This window comes from Thermoanaerobacter mathranii subsp. mathranii str. A3, from assembly GCF_000092965.1.
GTDB classification, from domain to species: domain Bacteria; phylum Bacillota; class Thermoanaerobacteria; order Thermoanaerobacterales; family Thermoanaerobacteraceae; genus Thermoanaerobacter; species Thermoanaerobacter thermocopriae.
In genome coordinates, this window is the sequence record NC_014209.1 from 442789 (window position 1) to 464320 (window position 21532).

26 protein-coding genes, 1 pseudogene and 1 riboswitch are annotated in these 21532 nt (G+C 35.7%); of the genes and pseudogenes, 26 read left to right on the forward strand and 1 reads right to left on the reverse strand.

Annotated features, from left to right (window positions below):
• The first annotated feature begins 199 nt into the window (after positions 1-199).
• The gene (locus tag TMATH_RS02035; RefSeq protein ID WP_013149790.1) at positions 200-1000 is read left to right on the forward strand and encodes a TPM domain-containing protein; all 801 of its coding nucleotides are present in this window, start codon (positions 200-202) and stop codon (positions 998-1000) included.
• Positions 1001-1052: 52 nt separating this feature from the next.
• On the opposite strand, the gene TMATH_RS02040 is transcribed toward TMATH_RS02035, so the two are convergent.
• Positions 1053-1625: a Uma2 family endonuclease gene (locus tag TMATH_RS02040; RefSeq protein ID WP_012994480.1), complete on the reverse strand. Its 573-nt coding sequence runs from the start codon at positions 1623-1625 to the stop codon at positions 1053-1055.
• A 157-nt stretch (positions 1626-1782) separates the two neighbouring features.
• Between TMATH_RS02040 and TMATH_RS12565 the strand changes: the two are divergent.
• The 25 genes and pseudogenes from TMATH_RS12565 to hemA all read left to right on the forward strand — a co-directional run.
• Positions 1783-1872: pseudogene (locus tag TMATH_RS12565) on the forward strand (hypothetical protein); the annotation flags it as partial.
• Between the two features lie 34 nt (positions 1873-1906).
• The gene (locus tag TMATH_RS12125) at positions 1907-2215 is read left to right on the forward strand and encodes a hypothetical protein (protein WP_232192629.1); all 309 of its coding nucleotides are present in this window, start codon (positions 1907-1909) and stop codon (positions 2213-2215) included.
• A 43-nt stretch (positions 2216-2258) separates the two neighbouring features.
• On the forward strand, positions 2259-2375 hold the full coding sequence (locus tag TMATH_RS12130; protein WP_232192604.1) for a type II toxin-antitoxin system PemK/MazF family toxin: 117 nt from the start codon (positions 2259-2261) through the stop codon (positions 2373-2375).
• A 157-nt stretch (positions 2376-2532) separates the two neighbouring features.
• A riboswitch (cobalamin riboswitch) is annotated at positions 2533-2725 on the forward strand.
• 115 nt (positions 2726-2840) lie between these two features.
• The gene (locus tag TMATH_RS02055) at positions 2841-3788 is read left to right on the forward strand and encodes an ABC transporter substrate-binding protein (RefSeq protein ID WP_013149791.1); all 948 of its coding nucleotides are present in this window, start codon (positions 2841-2843) and stop codon (positions 3786-3788) included.
• A gap of 1 nt (position 3789) precedes the next feature.
• Positions 3790-4782, forward strand: a complete 993-nt coding sequence (locus TMATH_RS02060; protein WP_013149792.1) for a FecCD family ABC transporter permease — start codon at positions 3790-3792, stop codon at positions 4780-4782.
• Positions 4783-4786: 4 nt separating this feature from the next.
• A complete protein-coding gene (locus tag TMATH_RS02065) occupies positions 4787-5587 on the forward strand; it encodes an ABC transporter ATP-binding protein (protein WP_013149793.1) in 801 nt (266 codons plus the stop codon).
• Positions 5580-6962, forward strand: a complete 1383-nt coding sequence (locus TMATH_RS02070; protein WP_013149794.1) for a cobyrinic acid a,c-diamide synthase CobB — start codon at positions 5580-5582, stop codon at positions 6960-6962. Before TMATH_RS02065 ends, TMATH_RS02070 begins: the two co-directional genes overlap by 8 nt.
• A gap of 1 nt (position 6963) precedes the next feature.
• Positions 6964-8487, forward strand: coding sequence for a cobyric acid synthase (locus TMATH_RS02075; protein ID WP_013149795.1), 1524 nt, complete (start codon positions 6964-6966; stop codon positions 8485-8487).
• The gene (cbiB, locus tag TMATH_RS02080; protein WP_013149796.1) at positions 8487-9425 is read left to right on the forward strand and encodes an adenosylcobinamide-phosphate synthase CbiB; all 939 of its coding nucleotides are present in this window, start codon (positions 8487-8489) and stop codon (positions 9423-9425) included. Before TMATH_RS02075 ends, cbiB begins: the two co-directional genes overlap by 1 nt.
• Entirely contained in the window at positions 9422-9907 is a 486-nt protein-coding gene (locus TMATH_RS02085; protein WP_013149797.1) for an ECF transporter S component, read from the forward strand. The genes cbiB and TMATH_RS02085 overlap by 4 nt, the downstream gene beginning before the upstream one ends.
• Before the next feature lie 3 nt (positions 9908-9910).
• Positions 9911-10642: an AIR synthase related protein gene (locus tag TMATH_RS02090; protein ID WP_013149798.1), complete on the forward strand. Its 732-nt coding sequence runs from the start codon at positions 9911-9913 to the stop codon at positions 10640-10642.
• 23 nt (positions 10643-10665) lie between these two features.
• Positions 10666-11751 (forward strand): threonine-phosphate decarboxylase CobD, encoded by a 1086-nt coding sequence (cobD, locus tag TMATH_RS02095; RefSeq protein ID WP_013149799.1) that lies wholly within the window; start codon positions 10666-10668, stop codon positions 11749-11751.
• Positions 11752-12306, forward strand: a complete 555-nt coding sequence (gene cobU, locus TMATH_RS02100; RefSeq protein ID WP_013149800.1) for a bifunctional adenosylcobinamide kinase/adenosylcobinamide-phosphate guanylyltransferase — start codon at positions 11752-11754, stop codon at positions 12304-12306. It abuts the gene before it with no gap.
• 22 nt (positions 12307-12328) lie between these two features.
• On the forward strand, positions 12329-13081 hold the full coding sequence (gene cobS / locus TMATH_RS02105; RefSeq protein WP_013149801.1) for an adenosylcobinamide-GDP ribazoletransferase: 753 nt from the start codon (positions 12329-12331) through the stop codon (positions 13079-13081).
• A 15-nt stretch (positions 13082-13096) separates the two neighbouring features.
• Entirely contained in the window at positions 13097-13462 is a 366-nt protein-coding gene (locus TMATH_RS02110; protein ID WP_013149802.1) for a sirohydrochlorin chelatase, read from the forward strand.
• 31 nt (positions 13463-13493) lie between these two features.
• Positions 13494-14117, forward strand: coding sequence for a precorrin-8X methylmutase (locus TMATH_RS02115; protein ID WP_013149803.1), 624 nt, complete (start codon positions 13494-13496; stop codon positions 14115-14117).
• A gap of 32 nt (positions 14118-14149) precedes the next feature.
• Positions 14150-15250 carry a cobalt-precorrin-5B (C(1))-methyltransferase CbiD gene (gene cbiD, locus TMATH_RS02120; RefSeq protein ID WP_013149804.1) on the forward strand — a complete coding sequence of 367 codons (1101 nt, stop codon included), beginning with the start codon at positions 14150-14152 and terminating at the stop codon, positions 15248-15250.
• A complete protein-coding gene (gene cbiE / locus TMATH_RS02125) occupies positions 15244-15855 on the forward strand; it encodes a precorrin-6y C5,15-methyltransferase (decarboxylating) subunit CbiE (RefSeq protein WP_013149805.1) in 612 nt (203 codons plus the stop codon). Before cbiD ends, cbiE begins: the two co-directional genes overlap by 7 nt.
• A complete protein-coding gene (gene cbiT, locus TMATH_RS02130; RefSeq protein WP_232192605.1) occupies positions 15840-16424 on the forward strand; it encodes a precorrin-6Y C5,15-methyltransferase (decarboxylating) subunit CbiT in 585 nt (194 codons plus the stop codon). Before cbiE ends, cbiT begins: the two co-directional genes overlap by 16 nt.
• 1 nt (position 16425) lies before the next feature.
• On the forward strand, positions 16426-17100 hold the full coding sequence (cobI, locus tag TMATH_RS02135; protein WP_013149807.1) for a precorrin-2 C(20)-methyltransferase: 675 nt from the start codon (positions 16426-16428) through the stop codon (positions 17098-17100).
• A gap of 2 nt (positions 17101-17102) precedes the next feature.
• The gene (gene cobM, locus TMATH_RS02140; protein WP_013149808.1) at positions 17103-17858 is read left to right on the forward strand and encodes a precorrin-4 C(11)-methyltransferase; all 756 of its coding nucleotides are present in this window, start codon (positions 17103-17105) and stop codon (positions 17856-17858) included.
• Positions 17855-18904 carry a cobalt-precorrin 5A hydrolase gene (gene cbiG, locus TMATH_RS02145; RefSeq protein ID WP_013149809.1) on the forward strand — a complete coding sequence of 350 codons (1050 nt, stop codon included), beginning with the start codon at positions 17855-17857 and terminating at the stop codon, positions 18902-18904. The genes cobM and cbiG overlap by 4 nt, the downstream gene beginning before the upstream one ends.
• A complete protein-coding gene (gene cobJ / locus TMATH_RS02150) occupies positions 18877-19608 on the forward strand; it encodes a precorrin-3B C(17)-methyltransferase (protein WP_013149810.1) in 732 nt (243 codons plus the stop codon). Before cbiG ends, cobJ begins: the two co-directional genes overlap by 28 nt.
• On the forward strand, positions 19605-20354 hold the full coding sequence (gene cobK, locus TMATH_RS02155) for a precorrin-6A reductase (protein ID WP_013149811.1): 750 nt from the start codon (positions 19605-19607) through the stop codon (positions 20352-20354). Before cobJ ends, cobK begins: the two co-directional genes overlap by 4 nt.
• Positions 20341-21528, forward strand: a complete 1188-nt coding sequence (gene hemA / locus TMATH_RS02160; RefSeq protein ID WP_013149812.1) for a glutamyl-tRNA reductase — start codon at positions 20341-20343, stop codon at positions 21526-21528. Before cobK ends, hemA begins: the two co-directional genes overlap by 14 nt.
• Positions 21529-21532 lie beyond the last annotated feature (4 nt).

Below are 21532 nucleotides of genomic sequence, written 5' to 3' on the forward strand. Positions count from 1 at the left end.
ACTAGACATGAGTAAAATTAAATAAAATTATAAAAAGCAAAACCAAATTATACAAGATATATTATATCAACGTTAAAAACTTTATTTCGACATTAAGAGAATAAGTACAATAAATTCGACAAATAGAAAGAAGGAAAATACATTAAAATAGTATTTTAAAAACTTAATTAAACAAAATATTGAGATAGGGAGAGGCAAAATGAAAGGGAGAATTTTTTTGATTGCAATTGCCTTTTTATTATTATTTTTTAATTCCATAGCTTTTTCTGCACCTGATGTTCCACCTAAACCTATTCAGTTTAGATATGTATACGATTATGCGGGGCTTATGTCCCAAAATGATATAGAAGAGATCGAAAGGGTAGGGAAAGCTTTAGATGATGCCACAAAGGCGCAAATAATAGTAGTAACGGTTGACACTATTGGAGATTACCCAATAGAGGAATATTCTCTTGCCCTTTTTAGAAATTGGGGCATAGGAGACAAAGAGAAAAACAACGGTGTTCTTTTTTTAGTGGTAAAAGACAGACTTTTAAAAGGCCAAGCTGGCAAAGTGAGAATTGAGGTAGGTTATGGATTGGAAGGGGCAATACCTGATTCTGTTGCAGGAAGGATTTTAGACGATTTTGTTTTAACTTCTTGGGCAAAAGGTGAATACTCTAAAGGCATATATGCTGGTTATATGGCCGTAGCCTCAAGGGTTGCAAAAGAGTACAATATAGACCTTCAGGGGCTGGATGTTTCCGAATACAGTGTCAATACAAGTAGCAATGATAGCAGTATATCGTGGGAAGATATTGCTGCAGTGATTATACTCATTTTAATATTTATTATCTTTGGAAGAGGAGGAAGAAATATAAGAAGAAACTGGTGGGGTCCAGGAAGCTTTGGCTCAGGAGGATTTGGAGACTTTAGAGGTGGTAGCTTCGGCGGCGGAGGTTTTGGCGGCGGGGGAGGCTTTGGCGGAGGTTCTGCCGGAGGCGGAGGAGCCAGCCGCTAAACTAGATTTTTATCAAACTGAGGGGACTTTAGAAACACCCTCAGTTTGTTTTTTATATTCTCTCAAATACAGGTTTTAGCTCAATTACAAGGTTATCAAATATACTAACTTTTACTTTATCCTCTTCAGAGTACATTTGAGGCCTTCCATAACGTCCTTCCTCAAGTGTGAATACCATAACCACCTTTTCATCAGGTTCTACAATCCAATATTCTTTTACCCCTGCTTTTTCGTATAAATTAAACTTTTCTATTTTATCTTTTTGACCAGTTGAAGGAGAAACTACTTCTATAATTAATTCTGGAACTCCATAATAACCTGTCTTTTTAAGCCCTGAATTATCACATATAATGATTATATCAGGCTGTACTACATTGGTAGTTTCTTCATCTTTTTCATTTGCTTCTGGTATTCGCAAATCGAAAGGAGCAGTAAATACTCTGCAAGATTTATCCTGCAGATAGTTTGCAAATTGTCTTGCTAGTTCTAACAACACTGCTTGGTGTTGCCATGTTGGAGCTGCTTGTAGATAGGGAACACCATTAATAATTTCCCATCTTTCTTCTTCAGACCAGGTTAAATAGTCGGCATAAGTATATTTTTTATTTTTTTCTGGCAATGGCATAAGATACCCTCCATCCTCTATCATTAACTTATTATTATTTAATTATATCATATCATAATAAAAACAAGATAAAAGGAAAAAAATGATATATACTTATAAATGTAAGTGATATAATAAGGTTAAATTAGTTAAACTTAGAGGTAAAGGGAGATAAAATATGTCAAAAATAGAATTTATAGCATCTACTCTTTTTGGTGTTGAAGCAATAACTGCAAGAGAGCTAAAAGAGCTAGGGTATACAGATGTCACTGTAGAGAATGGGAAGGTCACTTTTGTAGGTGATGAGATGGCTTTATGCCGTTCTAATCCTTTTGTGGCTCTGGAACGATTCCAATCGAGCAGCTATGATTGGAATAAATCTTGCACCAGGTTTAAAAAGGCAATTTGTTTCCGAAAAATGGGGGAGAATATCAAGTAAATTATGGAAACAAGCAAGAGAAGAAGCTCACAATGCCATTAAAAAAGATGTGAGCTTAAACATAAAAGGCTATGATATTAATAAAAATGCTATTAAATTGTCAAAATACAATGCGCGTAAAGCTGGTGTAGAGAAATACATAATTTTTGAAAATATCCCATTAAAAGATTAAAAAACAGATGATAAATAGCTAATTATTGAAGGAGGAAGACCTGATGATGAAAAATGATATAAAACCGGGAGACGTCCTCCTTCTTTCTTTTCCTACTCATATTCCAAAGGGGCATGAACAGGAAGGCAAAAGGCCGGTTGTTACCAAATACGTGCTGTAGATGTTGAACGCATTGAATCGCTCATTGGTTCTCTTAGAGGAGATATCCTTGACTCTATTATAAGAAACTTGATACATATTTTTCAAGGTAAATAGATAGTCATGAACAAGGGAATTGACTTAAATGATAAGTAGATGTAAAATATAGGTGTACAAGTGAATACAAAAAATCTTATGGTCCGAAAGGTTAAAAGGGAAGACGGGTGAAAATCCCGCGCAGCCCCCGCTACTGTGAGCGAGGATGAAGCCCTAATAACGCCACTGCTTGGCACTCAAGAGATGTGCCGGGTGGGAAGGCAGGGTGGAAGATGAATCGCGAGCCAGGAGACCTGCCATAAGATTTCGAAAGTTCGCCTTCGGAGGGAAGGTGGAATGGAATTTTTATGCTTAATTTTGGCAAAAAAGGTCTACCTCCGCAGGGTAGGCCTTTTTTGATACTTGAAAAATTTAAATTAGGAGGGGACGTATGAGAAACTTTAAAGGATTACTTGCTTTATTGTTGGTATTTGTTTTAGCTTTTTACCTTGCAGCTTGTTCAACAAACACTGTCACTAAACCAGAAAACACTTCTCAAACAGCGACTGAAACCGTAAAAACTCAGTTTCCTTTAAAGGTTACTGATTTTTTGGGAAAAGAGGTAACTATAGAGAAAGAGCCCCAAAGGATAGTTTCTCTTGCGCCTTCTATCACAGAACTTATATATGCTTTAGGAGCAGGAAATAAGGTTGTGGGTGTCACAGACTTTGACAATTATCCACCTGAGGTCAAGGATGTACCCAAAGTGGGTGGTTTTAAAGGACCAAATGTAGAAGCGATTACTGCTCAAAAGCCTGATATAATATTTGCTTCCACTCTTTCAGGCAAAGAGCAAATGGAATCTTTAGAAAAGATGGGTATCCCTGTTGTAATGTTGGAGGCAAAAAATATTGACCAGATATATCAGTCTATAAGAATAATAGGCCAAATAACAGGGACAGAGAAAAAAGGTGAAGAGATAATCAAACAAATGCAAGATAAAATAAAAGAAATAAATGACAAAGTCAAAGAGCTTCCAAAAGTCAGCGTATTTTATCTGGTCTCTCTTGACGGAAACTGGACAGCAGGTAAAGGCACATTTATTGATGAGCTTATAAACCTTGCAGGTGGCAAAAACGTTGCAGAGGATGTAAATGGTTGGGCGCAGTACAGCGTAGAAGAGTTAGTTAAGAAAAATCCAGATGTTATAATAACATCTCCTCATGCAGGGAATGTAAAAGACATTAAAAACATGGCAGGATACAAAGACACAAACGCTGTTAAAAATGACAAGATATTTGTGATAAGCAATGATGACATAATATCAAGAGCTTCTAATAGAATTGTTTTAGGACTTGAAGAAATTGCAAAATTCTTACATCCGGAGGCATTTAAGTAAAGTGAAATTCAAAAGAGGTATATATTTTGGTACAGCCTTTTCACTGCTTGTCTTTACCATGATTTTATCAATTTCTGCAGGGGCGGTAAAAATACCCCTGCGGGAAATTTTAAATATTTTTTTTGGCGGTGGCAGTGAAACTTCCAGGACGATAATACTTAATTTAAGGCTTACAAGGGTAATTGAATCAGCAGTTGTAGGAATGGGACTTTCAGTTGTAGGGGCGTTTTTTCAAGGGCTTTTGAGAAATCCAATGGCAGACCCTTATGTTTTGGGTATATCATCAGGAGCGGCTTTTGGTGCTACTATTGCGATAATATTGGGGTTTGGAATATTTGGACTGAGTTTTATGGCATTTGTTACTTCTTTAATGACTGTGTTTTTTGTGTACACTATCTCTAGAACTAGCACAAGAGTATCCATGACCACAATGTTGCTTGCGGGAATAGCCATAAGCGCTTTTATGTCTGCAATTATTTCTCTCATGATGCTTTTAAACCATGATGAGTTTTCTCGAATTGTTTTTTGGACTATGGGAGGATTTAGCCTCATAACTTGGAATAGTGTGGTCTTTTCTACTCCTATAATAGTAATTGGCTCTTTTGTGATGTATGTATTTTCAAGGGATGTAAATGCGATATTGACAGGAGAAGAAGTTGCCGAACATTTAGGTGTCAATACAGAATTGGTCAAAAAAATAATTCTTGTGACAGGGTCATTGGTTACTGCAACAGCTGTATCAGTCGGTGGAATTATAGGTTTTGTGGGACTTATTGTGCCTCATATATCAAGGCTTATTGTAGGACCTGACAATAGAGTTTTGGTACCTTTTAGTGCAATATCAGGAGCAATATTTTTGACTTTTGCAGACCTATTAGCACGAATTATTTTAAAGCCAATGGAAATTCCAATTGGAATAATTACAGCGGCATTTGGAGGACCATTCTTTTTATATCTGTTAATAAAAAGCAAACAAAAAAGTGAAGGAATGTGATGATATGGCTATTTTAAAGGTAGATAAATTACATTTTTCTTATGGGGAAAGGAAAGTTTTAAGAGGGATAGATTTCACAATAAATAAAAGCATAGTGATAGGGATAATTGGTGCAAATGGAAGTGGCAAGACTACACTTTTAAAGAATATATCAGGATATTTGACGCCAACTTATGGAAATGTCTTTGTGTTAGGGAAAAATATCAAAGACTTTACTATAAAAGAAAAGGCAAAATATATAGGTTATGTGCCTCAAGATATAGTTTACGACTTTGAATTTAGCTGTTATGACGTGGTAATGATGGGAAGAATTCCTTATCTTAAGAGGTTTCAGTCGGAGAGAAAAGAAGACAGAGATATTGTAAGAGAGTGCATGGAAATTACAAATACATGGCAGTTTAAAGACAAAAGCATAAAAGAGTTAAGCGGTGGTGAAAGGCAGAGGGTATATATAGCAAGGGCATTAGCACAAAAAGCTCGAATTTTACTAATGGATGAGCCAGTTTCTCACCTTGATATAAAATACCAAGTTGAAATACTGTCTCTTGTAAAAGATTTATCCTTAAAAGGGATACTTGTAATTGTCGTGCTTCACGATATTAACCTCGCTTCACAGTTTTGTGATGAGATTTTCATAATGAAAGAGGGCAAAATAATAGCATCTGGGTCTCCCAGAAATGTTTTAACATTGAACAACATAAAATCAGCCTTTTCAATAGATGTGGAAGTGTTTGAAAATCCCATCATCCATACTCCTTACGTTATTCCATCGCTAAATGGAAAGGAGCAACTCAAAGTTGTGTAAAGCTGTAATGATTGCAGGCACCCATTCAGGGGCAGGTAAAACTACTGTAAGCCTTGGGCTTATGGGAGTGCTGTCAAAAAGGTATAAAGTTCAGCCTTTTAAAGTAGGTCCAGATTATATAGATGCTGCTTATCACCGATATGTCACAGGGAATTTTTCCTGCAATCTTGACTTATACATGTTGGGGGAACAAAACCTTAAATCGCTTTTTTACAAAAATGCCTGCAATGCTGACATTTCTATAATTGAAGGTGTTATGGGAATGTACGATGGGATTGATACTACAAAAAAGGGAAGCAGTGCCCATATTGCGAAAATTTTAGATATTCCTGTGATTTTAGTTGTAGATGCTTCTTCTATGGCGACAAGTGTATCAGCTTTAATAATGGGTTATATGCACTATGACAGGGAAGTAAAAATTAAAGGGGTGATATTAAATAAAGTTGGAAGTGAAAAACACTATGCTCTTTTGAAAGAATGCATAACAAGAGATTTAGGTATTGAGGTTTTTGGCTATCTTCCAAAGGATCCAAAATTAGATTTGCCAGAAAGACACTTAGGCCTTGTACCGATATATGAGATGCCAGAAATTAAACACAAGTTTGATACCTTATATGATTATATTGAAAAATACATTGATATAGAAAAAATTCTTAATGTAAGTGTAATTGACTGTTCAAATACATTTAGAAACACGATTGGTGAGGGCCATGATTTAAAAAGGGTAAAAATAGGATATGCGTTTGATGAGGCTTTTAACTTTTATTACAAAGAGAGTTTGGAACTTTTTGAAGAAATGGGAGCAGAGCTTGTACCCTTTAGCCCTCTTAAAGCTTATAAGTTACCAGATGGAATATCGGGTTTGTACATAGGGGGAGGATTTCCAGAGGTTTTCGCAGAAAAACTAAGTAAAAACAAAAAAATGTTAAAATCGGTTAAAGATGCGATAGATTCTGGTATGCCTGCATATGCAGAGTGTGGTGGATTTATGTATCTTACAAAAAGCATAACAGATTTACAAGGAGATACTTTTGAAATGGCAGGAATTTACGATTTTGAAACTGTCATGACTAAAAGGCTTCAGAGATTTGGCTATGTTGAGGCAGAAGTTATTGAAGATAACGTCCTTTTTAGAAAAGGGGATAAAATAAAAGGGCATGAGTTTCACCACTCAATAATAAAAGGTTTTTCACAGAAAGCCTCATACGTTGTGCATAAACCGGGAAAAGAAAATGCTTGGGAATGTGGATTTGTGCATAAAAATTGCCTGGCGACGTATGTTCATATAAATTTATACACATATAAAGAGGCTGTCAAGAGGTTTGTTGACAAATGTGTTCAATACCGAAACTCAAATGCTTTTCAGGAGGATTAATATGGCACTTAAATTGATGATACAAGGGACTGCATCATCTGTTGGCAAAAGCTTATTGGTTGCCGCTTTTTGCAGGATTTTCAAGCAAGATGGTTACAGAGTAGCCCCTTTTAAGTCTCAAAACATGGCTTTGAATTCCTATATAACCGATGAAGGACTAGAAATAGGAAGAGCACAAGCTATGCAGGCGGAAGCGGCAGGAGTTAAGCCTTCTTATCACATGAATCCAATACTTCTAAAGCCCAGTTCTGACAAAAAAAGCCAAGTTGTTTTAAGAGGCAAAGTTTATAAAAACATGTCTGCAGCCGAATACCACCAATTTAAGCCACAGCTTTTAAAGTTTATTAAAGAGGACTTTGATTTTCTTGCAAGTCAAAATGACATTGTAGTAATAGAAGGCGCTGGAAGCCCTGCAGAAATAAATTTAAGAGATAGAGATGTCGTAAACATGGGTATGGCAGAGATGGTAAATGCACCAGTACTTCTAGTAGGAGATATTGATAAAGGAGGTGTATTTGCTTCAATAGCTGGCACTTTGCTCCTTTTAAAAGAAAATGAGAGAAATCGCATTGAAGGTGTACTTATAAACAAGTTTAGAGGAGACATTGAAATATTAAAGCCAGGTTTGGAGATGTTAGAAAACATTGTACACAAAAAGGTTTTAGGTGTTGTCCCTTATATGGATGTGCACATTGATGAAGAGGATGGGGCGACGGAGAGATTTTATCGCAGGAGTACAGAAGGAGATATAGAGATTGCAGTTATAAATCTTCCCCACATATCGAATTTTACGGATTTTGAACCTCTTGCTAAAGTTCCCGGAATAAAGCTTCGCTATGTGAATAAAGGGGAAAGGATTGGAGATTGTGATGTTGTTATAATTCCGGGAACAAAAAACACAATTGGAGATTTGCAAGCATTGAAGAAATATGGGCTTGATAAGGAAATTTTTGAAATGAGAAAAAAAGGGAAATTTATAGTCGGCATTTGTGGAGGATACCAAATACTGGGAAAAGTCATTAAAGACCCAGGAAGAATTGAAAGTACAACTTCAGAAATTGAGGGACTGGGACTTTTGGATGTAGAGACTGTAATTGAAAATGAAAAGACAACAACCCAAATTAAGGCGGTTATTCGCAATAATTTACCATCAATATTATCACCTCTTAGAAATATTGCTGTAGAGGGATATGAAATACACATGGGGAAAAGTCGAATTTTGGGAGATTGTCAGCCTTTTTCAGTAATAACTCATAGAAATGGAGAAAAAATCGAAGTCTATGACGGTTGTATAAGCGATGATGGAAAAGTGTTTGGAACTTACATACACGGAATTTTTGAAAATAGAGAGTTTGTCAGGGAATTTATAAATATTGTGAGAAAATCAAAAGGACTTTCTCCTATAGAGGAAATTATTGATTACAAAGAATTTAAAGAAAGAGAATATGATAAGCTTGCAGATATTGTGAGAAAAAGTATCGACATGAAAGAAGTCTATGAAATTATGGAGAGGTATAGAGATTAATGGAAGTGGTATTAGCCTACTTATTAGATTTGTTGATAGGAGACCCTGAAGGATATCCTCATCCTGTAAGAATTATAGGGAGAGTGGTATCACATTTAGAGAGTATACTTAGAAGATATGCTAAAAGCAACAGAGCTTTAAAAATAGCAGGTTTTATACTGTGTGGACTTACAGTAACTTTGGCATTTGCAGCAACATATGCACTACTTTATATTGCAGGACTTATACATCCATATTTAAAATATGCTTTCGACGTTTTAATTATATATACCTGTCTTGCTACAAAAGACCTTGGTAAAGCTGCAGGAAAAGTATACGAAGCCTTGACAAAAGGAGATATAGTTGAAGCAAGAAGAAGATTATCTTATATAGTCAGTAGGGATACAGATAGGCTTGATGTTGAGAATATATCCAGAGGAGCGATAGAAACAGTTGCAGAGAATATATCAGACGGTATAATAGCCCCTATGTTTTACGCGTTTATAGGAGGTGCGCCATTGGCTATCTTTTATAAAGCGGCAAGCACTCTTGATTCTATGGTAGGCTATAAAAATGAAAAATACATAGATTTAGGCTTTGCTTCTGCAAAACTTGACGACATATTAAATTTTATCCCTGCTCGCATAACAGGTTTTTTGATTGTTATGGCTGCTTTTCTCTTAGGCTATGATTATAAAAATAGTTGGAGGATTTTTTTAAGAGATAGGTTGAAACATCAAAGTCCAAACAGTGCTCACGGAGAAGCAGCAGTTGCCGGTGCTTTAAATATACAACTGGGAGGTCTTAATTATTATTTTGGAAAGCCTGAAATTAAACCAACTCTTGGGGATGGGAAAGAAAAAATTGATCCACAGCATATAAAAGACAGCATCAAAATAATGTACATGACTTCATTTTTGGGGCTTGTAGTATTTTATATAGGGAGGAGATTGATGTGAAAGAAAAAGCAAATACATTAAAAAATGTAAAGACTCTTACTCTTGTTGCTATGCTTATAGCCTTAAGTGCAATAGGTGCTCTCATAAAAGTTTTTAACACAGTTGCTTTCGATTCAATGCCAGGATACTTTGCCGCATTATACCTTGGAGGTTGGTATGGAGCCCTTGTGATAAGTTTAGGGCACATGCTTACAGCAATTACTTCTGGATTTCCTTTAGGGCTTACAAATCATATATACATAGCAGTGCAAATGGCATTATATGCCTATTTGTTTAGATTTTTTTATCGAAAATTTAACATCTATATTGCAGTAATTGTTGCTACCATCTTAAATGGACCTGTTGCAACCCTTTTGTTTGTGCCCATATTCGGATGGGGATTTTTTGCGGCATGGGTACTTCCCTTAACAATTGCGTCGTTTGCAAATGTATTTCTTGCAGCGTTAATTTACAAAGCGATACCGAAAAGGAGTAGGGAATAAAAAGTGATTGAGAGATACAGAGATTTAGTTGTAATTTATGAAAATGATGTAGCATATGTGATATCTTGTGACAGCCTTGGAGCAATAGGGAATAAAGAGAATGATGTGTTAAAAGTTGATGAAGAGATTGTAGGAAGGACTACTGTAAAAGTAGCTCTTTCGGAAGTACTATGTGTAGGAGCAAAACCCTTAGTCATATCAGATACTCTGTCTGTTGAAATGAATCCCACGGGAGAAAAAATTTTAAAAGGTATAAAAAATGAACTTGAGGATAACGGGCTTTTAGACGTAGTTTTTACAGGAAGTACTGAAGAAAATTTTCCCACATCTATGACAGGTATAGGAATTACTGTAATAGCAAAAGCAAATGTTTGCGATTTAAAGATAAAAAAAGTTAAAGCAGGTATGCATGTTTCTCTTTTAGGATATCCCCGCGTGGGAAGTGAGGTCTTAAACTCAAAGGATGTGCTTACATTGAAAGACTATATAAAAATTTCCAACTCTAAAGAAATAATAGAAGCAATACCTGTGGGTTCAAAAGGAATAAAATATGAAATTGGCATATTAGAGAAGATATCAGGATTAAAGGTGGAGGCAAATTTTCCACAATATCTTGATGTATTAAAATCAGGAGGGCCATCCACCTGCTGCCTTGTAGTGCACAGTGAGGAAGATACAGTATCTATTAAAGGACTGACAGATAAACCATTAACATATATCGGTGTGCTGATTTAGCGCAAACGAAAGAAGGTGTTTAAATGAAGCCTTATGAGCATGGTGGAAATGTTTATGATTATGAAGGAGAAATAATTGATTTTAGTTCAAATATAAATCCTCTTGGGGTTCCGGAATGGATTTTTGATATTATCAAAAAAGTTGATTTAACGAAATATCCGGATATAAAATATCGAAAACTTAAAGAGGCTGTTTCACAGTATGTGGGGTATTCGCAAGAAAATATAATTGTTGGGAATGGGGCGACAGAGCTCATACATCTTTTTGTGAGAGCATTTAAGGTGAAAAGACCCCTAATTCCGTCTCCTGCTTTTTTGGAATATGAAAGGGCAGTCCACATAAACGGTGGTGAACCGATATATTTCAGGCTGGAAGAAGACTATGGATTTAAAATGAATCTCGCAAAGCTTCTTTCACAAATGGAAGAGGCGGATTCTTTAATCATTGGGAATCCTAACAATCCTACAGGACAAGCCATAATTAGAGAGGAAATAGGAATTTTATTAAAGAAAGCTGAGATTTTGAATATACCTGTCATGATAGATGAAGCTTTTATTGAATTTATGAAAGACTATAAAAATTATGAAGCTTTACCTCTTATAAATAAGCATGATAAATTGTTTGTTGTAAGAGCGGCAACGAAATTTTTTGGTATGCCGGGGTTGAGGCTGGGATATGGGATTGGGAGCTCTTCTTTAATACAAAAACTGGAAGAGCATAAAGAGCCTTGGACAGTAAATGCTTTTGCAGATGCTGTAGGTAGGGAAATATTTAAAGATGAAGCTTATATAGAAAAAACAAGGGAATATGTAAATAAAGAAATAGATTATATGCTTTATGCTTTAAGAGAAATTGATTATTTAGTTGCTTTTGATACAAAAGTAAATTTTATATTGTTAAAGTTAAGAACAGGAAGGGTAAATGACCTTAAACAAATACTTCTAAAAAAAGGAATTCTCATAAGAGATGCTTCTAATTTTAGATATCTGGACAAAAGCTTTTTTAGAGTTGCTATAAAAAGACATGAAGACAATGAAAAATTGATACAGGCTTTGAAAGAAATAGATATAAAAGACTTGGTAGAAGATAAAGAAAGGGTTGTAATATAAATGAGCCTTGTTATGATCACAGGCGGTGCACGGTCTGGCAAAAGTGAATTTGCTGAACAATTAGCTTTAGAAAAAGGAGGAAACAGTGTCCTTTATATAGCTACTTCTATTCCTTTTGACGAAGAAATGAAGGAAAGGGTCAGAAGGCATAAAGAGAGAAGGCCACCTTTTTGGCAGACAAAAGAAGTCTACAAAAATTTATATGATGTAATATCAAAAAGCAATGCCAAAGTCGCATTGATTGACTGCCTTACAGTTATGATTACAAACCTATTAATGGAAGTTGACTTAACATGGGAGAATGCAGGAATAGAGGAGATTGATAATATAGAAAATCAGATTGCCGATGAAGTGGATGAAATATTGACTGCTAAGAAGGACTTTAAAGGAGATATAATTCTCGTGACAAATGAAGTGGGAATGGGATTAGTGCCCGAATACAAACTGGGCAGGATATTTAGAGATATAGCAGGCAGGATGAATAAAAAAGTCGCAGATGCTGCAGATGAAGTTTATTTAATGGTTTCAGGAATACCTCTTAAAATAAAGGGATGATTGAAAGGGATGCAATATCCTTATGGAAGAAATTAAAAGATTGGTACTTGCGATGCAATTTATGACGCGCCTTCCTATACCAATAGAAATTGATGCTGAAAAAAGTGAGTTTTATAAAATAGCATCTTATTTTCCAATAGTCGGAATTGTTATAGGAGGTATCCTCTCACTTCTTTATATTGCTTTAAAGAATTTCTTTTCCCGGGAAATTGTAATGACTTTTATTGTAGCTTTTTCTTATGTTTTAACAGGAGCAATGCATATTGACGGGCTTGCGGATACTTTTGATGGCCTTTTTAGCAATAAGGATAAAGAGAGAATACTTGAGATAATGAGAGACTCAAGGCTTGGCACAAATGGAGTCTTAGCTTTAGTTTTTATGGTTGTTTTAAAGATATTATTTCTCACCAATATACACGAAAATATTACTTTAACAGCACTTTTAATTACCCCAATTATTGGGAGATTGTCCATTGTGTTTTCTATGATGATAACTAAATCTGCAAGAGGTGGAAAAGGGCTTGGAGGACTCATGCTGGGCAAAGTAGGGATAAGGGAATTTGTCATTGCTTTTGTTATTTCAATTGCTACAAGCTATTTTATACTGCCTTTAGCGGTTTTTGTAAAAATTCTTACTATATCGCTTTTTGTTACTTATATTGTATCAAAGTATATTTCGCTGAGAATAGGTGGTATGACTGGGGATACTCTTGGGGCAGTGAATGAGTTGGCAGAGCTTACTGCACTCATTTGCTTTGTAAGTGTGTCATTATAAAAAGGAGAGATTTTTATGGGAAAGGGATTATTAATAATAGCACATGGAAGTCGTGTTGAAGAGACTAAAGATGTAGTTACTAAGGTTGTAGAAAAAATAAAGAACTTAAAAAATACTAAAAATGTAAAAGCAGGTTTTATGGAATTTAATGAGCCTGATATATCTACTTCCATAAGAGAATTTGTCGAAGAAGGAATTTACGATATCATAGCAGTTCCTATGTTTTTATTTGAAGGAAACCATGTGTTACATGATATACCTGAGGTTTTTGGAGAAGAAAAAGAAAAATATCCGGGTTTAAAGATTAAGTTTGCAAAGTCTATAGGGTATGATGACAGGATCGTAGACATAATACTTGAAAGAGCAAAAGAGGTAGAATAAAAGTTTGCCTTATGGGGAAGGGTTGTTTTATATGAATTATATAACTGACCCTAAAGAGATTGAGAAGAGAAGTTTTGAAATAATAAGTAAAAATATTGACGAGATGAAGTTTGAAAAAAGAGAACTTATGATTGTAAAAAGGGTAATTCATGCGACGGCAGACTTTGATTTTGCTCACATAATAAAAATCTCTGATGGAGCAATAGATGCAGGTTTAAAAGCCTTAAAAGAGGGATGTACAATTGTTACAGATACAAAAATGGCTGAAGCGGGAATAAACAAAAAGGCTTTAAAATCTATAGGAGCAAGTGTCAAATGTTACATTGACATGCCACAAGTAGAGGAGCTTTCAAAAACGTACGCCATTACAAGGTCAATGGCATCAATGGTTATAGCCTCAAAAGATGGAAGAAACAAGATATTTGCCATTGGCAATGCTCCAACAGCCCTTTTTAAGCTTTGTGAACTCGTAAATTCCGGTGAAGTAATGCCTTATTTGATAATTGGCGTTCCTGTCGGTTTTGTTGGAGCACAAGAAGCGAAAGAAGAAGTAAAAAAACTTGGAGTGCCCTACATAATAACGGAAGGAAGAAAAGGTGGAAGTACAATAGCGGCAGCTATAGTCAATGCTCTTTTGTACATGATGGGTGATTAATACAAAAGACAGGCGCAAAAGTGGGGGGAATTATGGAAGTGTATACAATTAAAGAAGGTAAAAAGCTGAGATACGGGTATACTACTGGCTCCTGTGCGGCTGCTGCCTCAAAAGCGGCTACCTACATGCTTTTTACAGGGGAGAAAATAGACACAGTAGAGATAGATACACCAAAGGGGTGGCACCTTATACTTGATGTTTTAGATGTGACGTCAGGAAATGGGTGGGTAAAATGTGGCATAAGAAAAGACGGCGGTGATGACCCTGATGCAACTCACGGGCTTATAATATATTCAAAAGTGGAATTAAAAGAGGGAGAAGGAATTGACGTTTACGGAGGAGAGGGAGTAGGAGTTGTCACAAAACCGGGGCTACCCGTAAACCCTGGAAAGCCCGCTATTAATCCTGTTCCAATGTCCATGATTTTAAATGAAGTCAAAAAAGTACTGCCGGAAGGGAAAGGTGTAAAAATTACCATAAGCGTGCCAGGTGGTGAAAAGGTGGCTTTAAAAACTTTTAATCCGCGGCTTGGAATAGTTGGAGGAATATCAATACTTGGTACCTCAGGAATTGTAGAGCCTATGTCGGAGGAAGCTTTAAAATCTTCTCTTGAGTTAGAACTTTCTATTCTTTCTGCCGAGGGACATAAAAAGGTAGTTTTTGCTCCAGGAAATTACGGCAAAGATTATGCTATGAAAGAAGGCCTTGAAGAAAGGCTTATCATATCTTATGGGAATTTCTTAGGATTTATGCTGGAAAAAGCAGTAGAGTACGGCTTTGCACATGTGGTGTTGGCAGGGCATATAGGGAAACTCGTAAAAGTAGCAGCAGGGATATTTGATACCCACAGCCATGTTGCAGATGCAAGAGCAGAAATAATGGCGGCTTATGCGGCCCATTTTGGTGCAGATAAAAAGACTGTTGACAAAGTTCTGGATTCAAATACAACTGAAGAAGCCCTCGATATAATAGAAAAAGCGGGAGTCAATATAAAAGACTTTAGTCAGTTTATCGCTGACAGGGTCTACATGAAATGTAAGCAGTATGTTTATGATAAATTAAATATCGAAGTTCACCTCATTTCATTGAAAAGAGGCATTATTGCAAAAGCAGGAGAGAAAGTAGAATGGTGACGATTGTGGGAATAGGGCCGGGAAACAAGAAATTCATTACCCCCTATGCACTTGAAAAAATAAAAAAAGCGGATGTGCTAGTAGGAGGAAGACGCCACCTTGAAGAATTTGAAGATATTGATTGCGAAAAGATTGTGATAAACGCTTCAACAGATTACCAAAGTATACTAAGCAGAGAAGGCAATATTGTCATTTTAGCATCGGGAGAACCTTCTTTGTATGGCATAACCGAAGTAATTTTAAAATATGTGGACAAAAGCCAATTAGAAATAATTCCAGGCATAAGCTCAATACAATACATGTGTGCAAAACTTAAAATAACAATGAATGATTTGACAGTGGTAAGCTTGCACGGACGCAGTGAGGATTTGGTGAAAAAAGTAAAAGAAAACAAAAAAGTCGCTGTTTTTACTGATAACACACATACACCACAATTTATTGCAGCCTTATTGAAAGAGGGAAATTTGCATGACAGAAAAATACACGTTGGTGAAAATCTGTCTTATGACATCGAGAGGATTTACTCTTTTACAGTAGAGGAACTTTTAAACTGTAATAAAAAATTTGATTTAAATGTAGTGGTGATAACATGTGGCAATACATGACACCGGGAATTCCTGATGAATATTTTGTACGAGGCAATGTGCCAATGACAAAGGAAGAAATAAGGGCTTTGTCAATATCTAAGTTGAGGCTTAAAGAAGACAGTATAATATGGGACATTGGCGCAGGTACAGGTTCTATTTCTATTGAGGCTGCTTTAATATCAAAAAAAGGTGTTGTTTATTCTATAGAAAAAGAAGAAGAAGGAATAAAACTTATAAATGAAAATATCAAAAGATTTAATGTAGAAAATATTGTTGTGGTGGCTGGTGAAGCGCCTGATGCCCTTTTAGATTTGCCATCTCCTGACAGGATATTTATTGGAGGTACAGGGGATAAAATGTATCAAATATTTGACATTGCTACAACTAAATTAAAGGAGGAAGGGGTAGTTGTAGTAAACGGGATTACACTTGATACAGCATATTCAGCTAATCATTATTTTAAACAAAAAGGATATAGTGTTGAAACGATATGTGTTAATATTTCAGTTTCAAAAGAAGCAGGAAATAAAACGATGATGATAGCTAGAAATCCTGTTTACATAATAACGGCGAAAAGAGAGGGATAGAATGGCAAAATTATACGGCATAGGAGTAGGACCGGGGGAGGAAAGCCTTATTACTTTAAAAGCTGTAAAAATACTTCAAAAGGTAGATGTGGTGATAGCGCCTACAAGCAAAGGAGAAGGAAGTATTGCTTATGAGATTGCAAAGCCTTATATAAAAGGCGATGTAATATTTATGGAATTTCCCATGACCTACTCAAAAGAAGACCTCAAAACAAAGTGGGAAGAAAATGTTAAAAAAATCAAAGAGTTGCTTGATGAGGGGAAAGACGTAGCTTTTATAACAATAGGAGACCCCATGATTTACAGTACCTACATATACATTTTAAAAGGAATTAAGGATTACGAAGTAGAGACCATTCCTGGAATTACCTCCTATAGTGCAGCCGCCTCAAGGTTAAATATCCCAATTGCGGAGGGAAACGAGACTTTTGCAGTGATTTCATCAGGAGATGTGACGGAAATTTCAAAAGCTCTTGATATGTTTGATAACGTGGTATTAATGAAAATTTCGAGAAGATACGAGGAAATAGTAAATCTTCTAAAAGAAAAAAGGTTCAAAGGATACCTTGTGATAAAGTGCGGCCATCAAGATGAAAAAATATCCTGTGACCTTGATAGATATATAGGGAAAAAGATAGATTATTTGTCACTCATTATTGCAAAGAAGGTGAAGTAGCCGTGATTTATTTTATTGGTGCAGGACCAGGAGACCCTGAACTTATAACATTAAAGGGGATGAAGATAATACAGGCTTGTGATGTCATCATATACGCAGGGTCACTTGTCAATAAAGAGATATTGAAATACGCAAAACCAGAGGCTGAAATTTACAACAGCGCTTTAATGAACCTTGATGAAATAATTGAACTTATGGTAAAATCTCATAAAGAGGGAAAAGATGTAGCAAGAATACACACAGGAGATCCTGCTATTTACGGTGCCATACATGAACAGATTGTGAGGCTGGAAGAAGAAAATATAGATTATGAAGTAATTCCCGGTGTTAGTTCTTTTTTGGCAGCAGCGGCAGTTTTGAAAAAAGAGCTGACGGTTCCTGAAATAACCCAGACGGTTATTATAACACGAATAGGCGGAAGGACAAAAGTGCCTCCAGAGCAAGAATTAAAAGAGTTATCCCGTCATAGAGCTACCATGGCGATATTTCTGAGTGTGCAAGAAATTGACAGAGTCGTTTCAGAGTTGAAAGAAGGTTACCAAGAGACTACACCTGTAGCAGTTGTGTACAAAGCTACTTGGGAAGACCAAGTGATTGTTACAGGTACTCTCAATGACATTTCACAAAAGGTCAAATCAAAGGGAATAAATAAAACAGCTATGATACTTGTAGGAGATTTTTTAAAAGATGTGAAGTCTTATTCAAAGCTTTATGATAGGGAATTTTCTCATAGCTTCAGGAAGAAGGAAAATTTATGAAAGTAGCGATAATCGCTCTTACAAAAAATGCATCAAAGTTGGCGAATGAGATTGGCCAAAAATTAAAAGGGGATGTATATGTAAAAGAAAAATACTCAACCCCTGAAGGCTACGCAATAGAAGAAGATTTTATAGACTTTGTCCATAAAATATTCAGAAAATATCAAGGGTTGGTCTTTGTAATGGCTACAGGGATTGTGGTAAGGGCAATTGCAGGGGTTGTGAAGGATAAATTTACTGACCCTGCTGTTGTGGTAGTAGACGAAAAAGGGAAGTTTGCCATAAGCCTTTTGTCCGGACATGTGGGAGGTGCAAACAGACTTGCGCTCAAAGTGGCTTCTATAATTGGAGCGCAGCCTGTCATAACAACTGCAACAGATGTAGAGGGAGTCATATCCCTTGACGTTATTGCTAAGGACTACGGGTACCAAATTGAAAATAAAGAAGATTTAAAAAAGGTTAGCGCTGCCTTTGTAAATGGAGAAAATGTGCGTTTCATTCTTGATGAAGATGCAGAGAAAATACCTTTGCTAAAAGATTATTTAAAAAACAGAGATGACCGTCAAGTTGACGCTTTTGTTTACATAACTGACAAAGAAATAAAAAAACCGTTAGAAAAACCTTATGTAATATTAAGGCCTAAAAATATAGTTATTGGCTTAGGATGCAAAAAAGGAATAGCTTTTGAGGATTTGTTTCTCTTTGTCAGTGAAACCTTTAAAAAGTTAAATTTAAGCTTAAAAAGCATCAAGTCAATTGCTACTATAGACATAAAAAAGGAAGAAAAAGGGATACAGCATTTGGCAAAATTTTTGAAAGTTCCTCTTGTGTTTTACACAAAAGAAGATTTAAAAAAAGTAGAAGATAAATTTCCTATCTCAGATTTTGTTTTTCATACCGTGGGAGTTGGAAGTGTTGCAAGGCCTTCTGCTTATTTAGCTAGTAGCGGTGGCAAAGAGATAGCATATCTTAAGAAGAATGGGATGACACTTGCCATATATAAGAAAGAAGGATTGACATGGGATGGATTAAAGTCGTGGGAATAGGTCCCGGTGATATAAATGACATGACTCTTAAAGCCTACAATGTCTTAAAAGAATGTAATGTAGTCGTAGGATATACTACTTATATAAACCTTATTAAACCTTTAATTGAGGACAAAGAGGTAATTTCATTAGGGATGAGAAAAGAAATTGACAGGGCTAAAAAAGCTGTGGAGTTAGCTTTACAAGGTAAAAATGTGTGCATTGTGTCAAGCGGTGATGCAGGCATATATGGCATGGCAGGGCTTATGTATGAGGTTGTCCATAAAGAAAACATAGATTTAAAAATAGAAGTAATACCAGGAGTAACTGCTCTAAATGCTGCGGCAGCTATACTGGGAGCACCTGTAATGCAGGATTTTGCAGTTATAAGTCTTTCAGACCACTTGGTACCTTGGCAGGTGATAGAAAAAAGATTGGCTCTTTCAGCACAAGCTGATTTTGTAATTGTCCTTTACAACCCTAAGAGCAAAGAAAGGCCGGAAAACCTTATGAAAGCCCAGAAAATTATTATGAAATACAAAAAAGAGGATATCCCTGTAGGAATAGTGAAAAATGCTTCAAGAGAGGGACAACAAGTGATAATCACCACTTTAAAAGAAATGGCAAATTATGAAATTGACATGAGGACGATTGTAATAATAGGGAATGAAAGTACTTATGTAGAAAATGGCAAAATGGTAACGCCGAGGGGATATGTACTGTGATACTGGTTTTGGCAGGTACAAAAGACGGAAGGGAGATTGCAGAAAGATTAAAGCTTAAAGGTTTTGGGGTTATAGCAAGTACAGTGACAGATTATGGTGCAAGTCTTTTTAGTGAGGGAATTAAAGTTCACAAAGGGGCAATGGATGAACTAAGCCTCGTTAATTTTATTTATAAAAACAATATAGACATTGTAGTTGACGCAACTCATCCTTTTGCAAAAGATGTAAGCATAAATGCTATAAATGCCTGTAACAAAACTGGTATCAAGTATATAAGGTATGAAAGAGAAAGTCTATATTACTACAAAGCGATTGTAGTTAAAAGTTTTGAAGAGGCAGCAGAAGAATGTAAAAAATACGACAGCATTTTTTTGACTGTAGGTAGTAAAAACCTCGAAAAATTTAGGGTTCTCTGGGAAATAGGAAAAAAGGTGACGGCAAGAGTGCTTCCTTTAAGTAGCGTCATAAAAAAGTGTGAAAATTTAGGATTAAAACCCAAAAATATAATAGCGATGGAGGGCCCTTTTACTAAAGAGCTTAATTATCAAATGTTTAAAGAAAGGAATGCAGAAGTAATTGTAACAAAAGAAAGTGGCATTGTGGGAGGAGTATTAGAAAAATTTGAAGCTGCTAAAATGCTGGGTATTCCTGTAATTCTAATAAAAAGGCCTGATGTAAATTATCCTGTTGTAGTAACAGATGTTGATAGTCTCATAAATGAGGTGACAAAAAGTGGACATAAATAATATTAAGATGGTGGGAGTAGATAAGGATACTCCTTTAGAATTGAGAGAAAAAGTTTCTTTTAAAGATATTGGAGAGGCATTAATAAAATTAAAAGAGTTGGGACTGGAAGAGGTTGTAATACTTTCCACCTGTCACAGAAGTGAAATTTACTTCTATTCACAAAAAATATCCACGGATGAAGTAAAAGATTTTTTCATAAATTACTTTGGCTTAAAAGAAGATTTCATAAAATATTTAAGGCAAATTTACGGACTTGATGCAGTGGAACACATTTTTAGAGTTGCCTGTGGACTTGAATCTATGGTAGTAGGTGAAGACCAAATATTGTCACAGGTGAGGGAGGCTATAGATACCGCACAGACTTTCAACTCTTCCGGAAAGATATTTTTTAAACTCTTTAGAGATGCAGTAACTCTTGGGAAAAAAGCTCGTACAGATACGGGTATAAAAGATCTGGCTTTGTCTATAAGCTATATTGCAGTTAAATTTGTTCAAGAAGTATTTGAGGATATAAAAGGCAAAAAGGCTTTTGTGATAGGTCTTGGCGAGATGGGGCAAAATGCTATGAAAAATCTCATAGATAAGGGTGCTGATGTATTTGTTACAAACAGGACTTTTTCAAAAGCTATCCAATTAAAGGAGCAAATTCCAGAGATACATGTTGTGCCTTATGAACAAAAATATCTTTACATTGCCAGTAGTGATATTGTAATAAGTGCCACAAATGCTCCTCATTATACGATAAGTTATGAAAAGTTTAAAGAAGTTTACAATGGAAGAAAAATTTGCATGGTAGATATAGCTCTTCCTAGGGATATAGACCCAAGAATAGGACAAATAGAAGGGGTAAGTCTTTATACTATTGACGATCTAAAAAAGACAGCGGAGGAAAACAAAAAAGAGAGGCTTTCACTTATTCCCGTTATTGAAAAAATGGTGAAAGAGGAAGTGGATAAATTTGAAAAATGGTACAAAACACTTGAAATAGAGCCTTATATAAAAGAAGTAAGTAGATATGCCAATGAAGTTTATAACACAGAATTTCAAAGAATTGTAAATAAATTGACTGACGTATCTGAAAAAGACAAGGAAAATATAAAAATCGCTTTAAAAAGAGTTGCAAATAAAATGGCTAATAAAATGATAACGTACCTTAAAGAAAACGCCTATTAGAATC

Coding starts and splice junctions, on each gene's coding strand:
- TMATH_RS02035 (WP_013149790.1), top strand. CDS start 200: ATGAAAGGGAGAATTTTTTTGATTGCAATTGCCTTTTTATTATTATTT.
- TMATH_RS02040 (WP_012994480.1), bottom strand. CDS start 1,625: ATGCCATTGCCAGAAAAAAATAAAAAATATACTTATGCCGACTATTTA.
- TMATH_RS12125 (WP_232192629.1), top strand. CDS start 1,907: ATGAGATGGCTTTATGCCGTTCTAATCCTTTTGTGGCTCTGGAACGAT.
- TMATH_RS12130 (WP_232192604.1), top strand. CDS start 2,259: ATGATGAAAAATGATATAAAACCGGGAGACGTCCTCCTTCTTTCTTTT.
- TMATH_RS02055 (WP_013149791.1), top strand. CDS start 2,841: ATGAGAAACTTTAAAGGATTACTTGCTTTATTGTTGGTATTTGTTTTA.
- TMATH_RS02065 (WP_013149793.1), top strand. CDS start 4,787: ATGGCTATTTTAAAGGTAGATAAATTACATTTTTCTTATGGGGAAAGG.
- TMATH_RS02075 (WP_013149795.1), top strand. CDS start 6,964: ATGGCACTTAAATTGATGATACAAGGGACTGCATCATCTGTTGGCAAA.
- cbiB (WP_013149796.1), top strand. CDS start 8,487: ATGGAAGTGGTATTAGCCTACTTATTAGATTTGTTGATAGGAGACCCT.
- cobD (WP_013149799.1), top strand. CDS start 10,666: ATGAAGCCTTATGAGCATGGTGGAAATGTTTATGATTATGAAGGAGAA.
- cobU (WP_013149800.1), top strand. CDS start 11,752: ATGAGCCTTGTTATGATCACAGGCGGTGCACGGTCTGGCAAAAGTGAA.
- cobS (WP_013149801.1), top strand. CDS start 12,329: ATGGAAGAAATTAAAAGATTGGTACTTGCGATGCAATTTATGACGCGC.
- TMATH_RS02110 (WP_013149802.1), top strand. CDS start 13,097: ATGGGAAAGGGATTATTAATAATAGCACATGGAAGTCGTGTTGAAGAG.
- TMATH_RS02115 (WP_013149803.1), top strand. CDS start 13,494: ATGAATTATATAACTGACCCTAAAGAGATTGAGAAGAGAAGTTTTGAA.
- cbiD (WP_013149804.1), top strand. CDS start 14,150: ATGGAAGTGTATACAATTAAAGAAGGTAAAAAGCTGAGATACGGGTAT.
- cbiE (WP_013149805.1), top strand. CDS start 15,244: ATGGTGACGATTGTGGGAATAGGGCCGGGAAACAAGAAATTCATTACC.
- cbiT (WP_232192605.1), top strand. CDS start 15,840: ATGTGGCAATACATGACACCGGGAATTCCTGATGAATATTTTGTACGA.
- cobI (WP_013149807.1), top strand. CDS start 16,426: ATGGCAAAATTATACGGCATAGGAGTAGGACCGGGGGAGGAAAGCCTT.
- cbiG (WP_013149809.1), top strand. CDS start 17,855: ATGAAAGTAGCGATAATCGCTCTTACAAAAAATGCATCAAAGTTGGCG.
- cobJ (WP_013149810.1), top strand. CDS start 18,877: ATGGGATGGATTAAAGTCGTGGGAATAGGTCCCGGTGATATAAATGAC.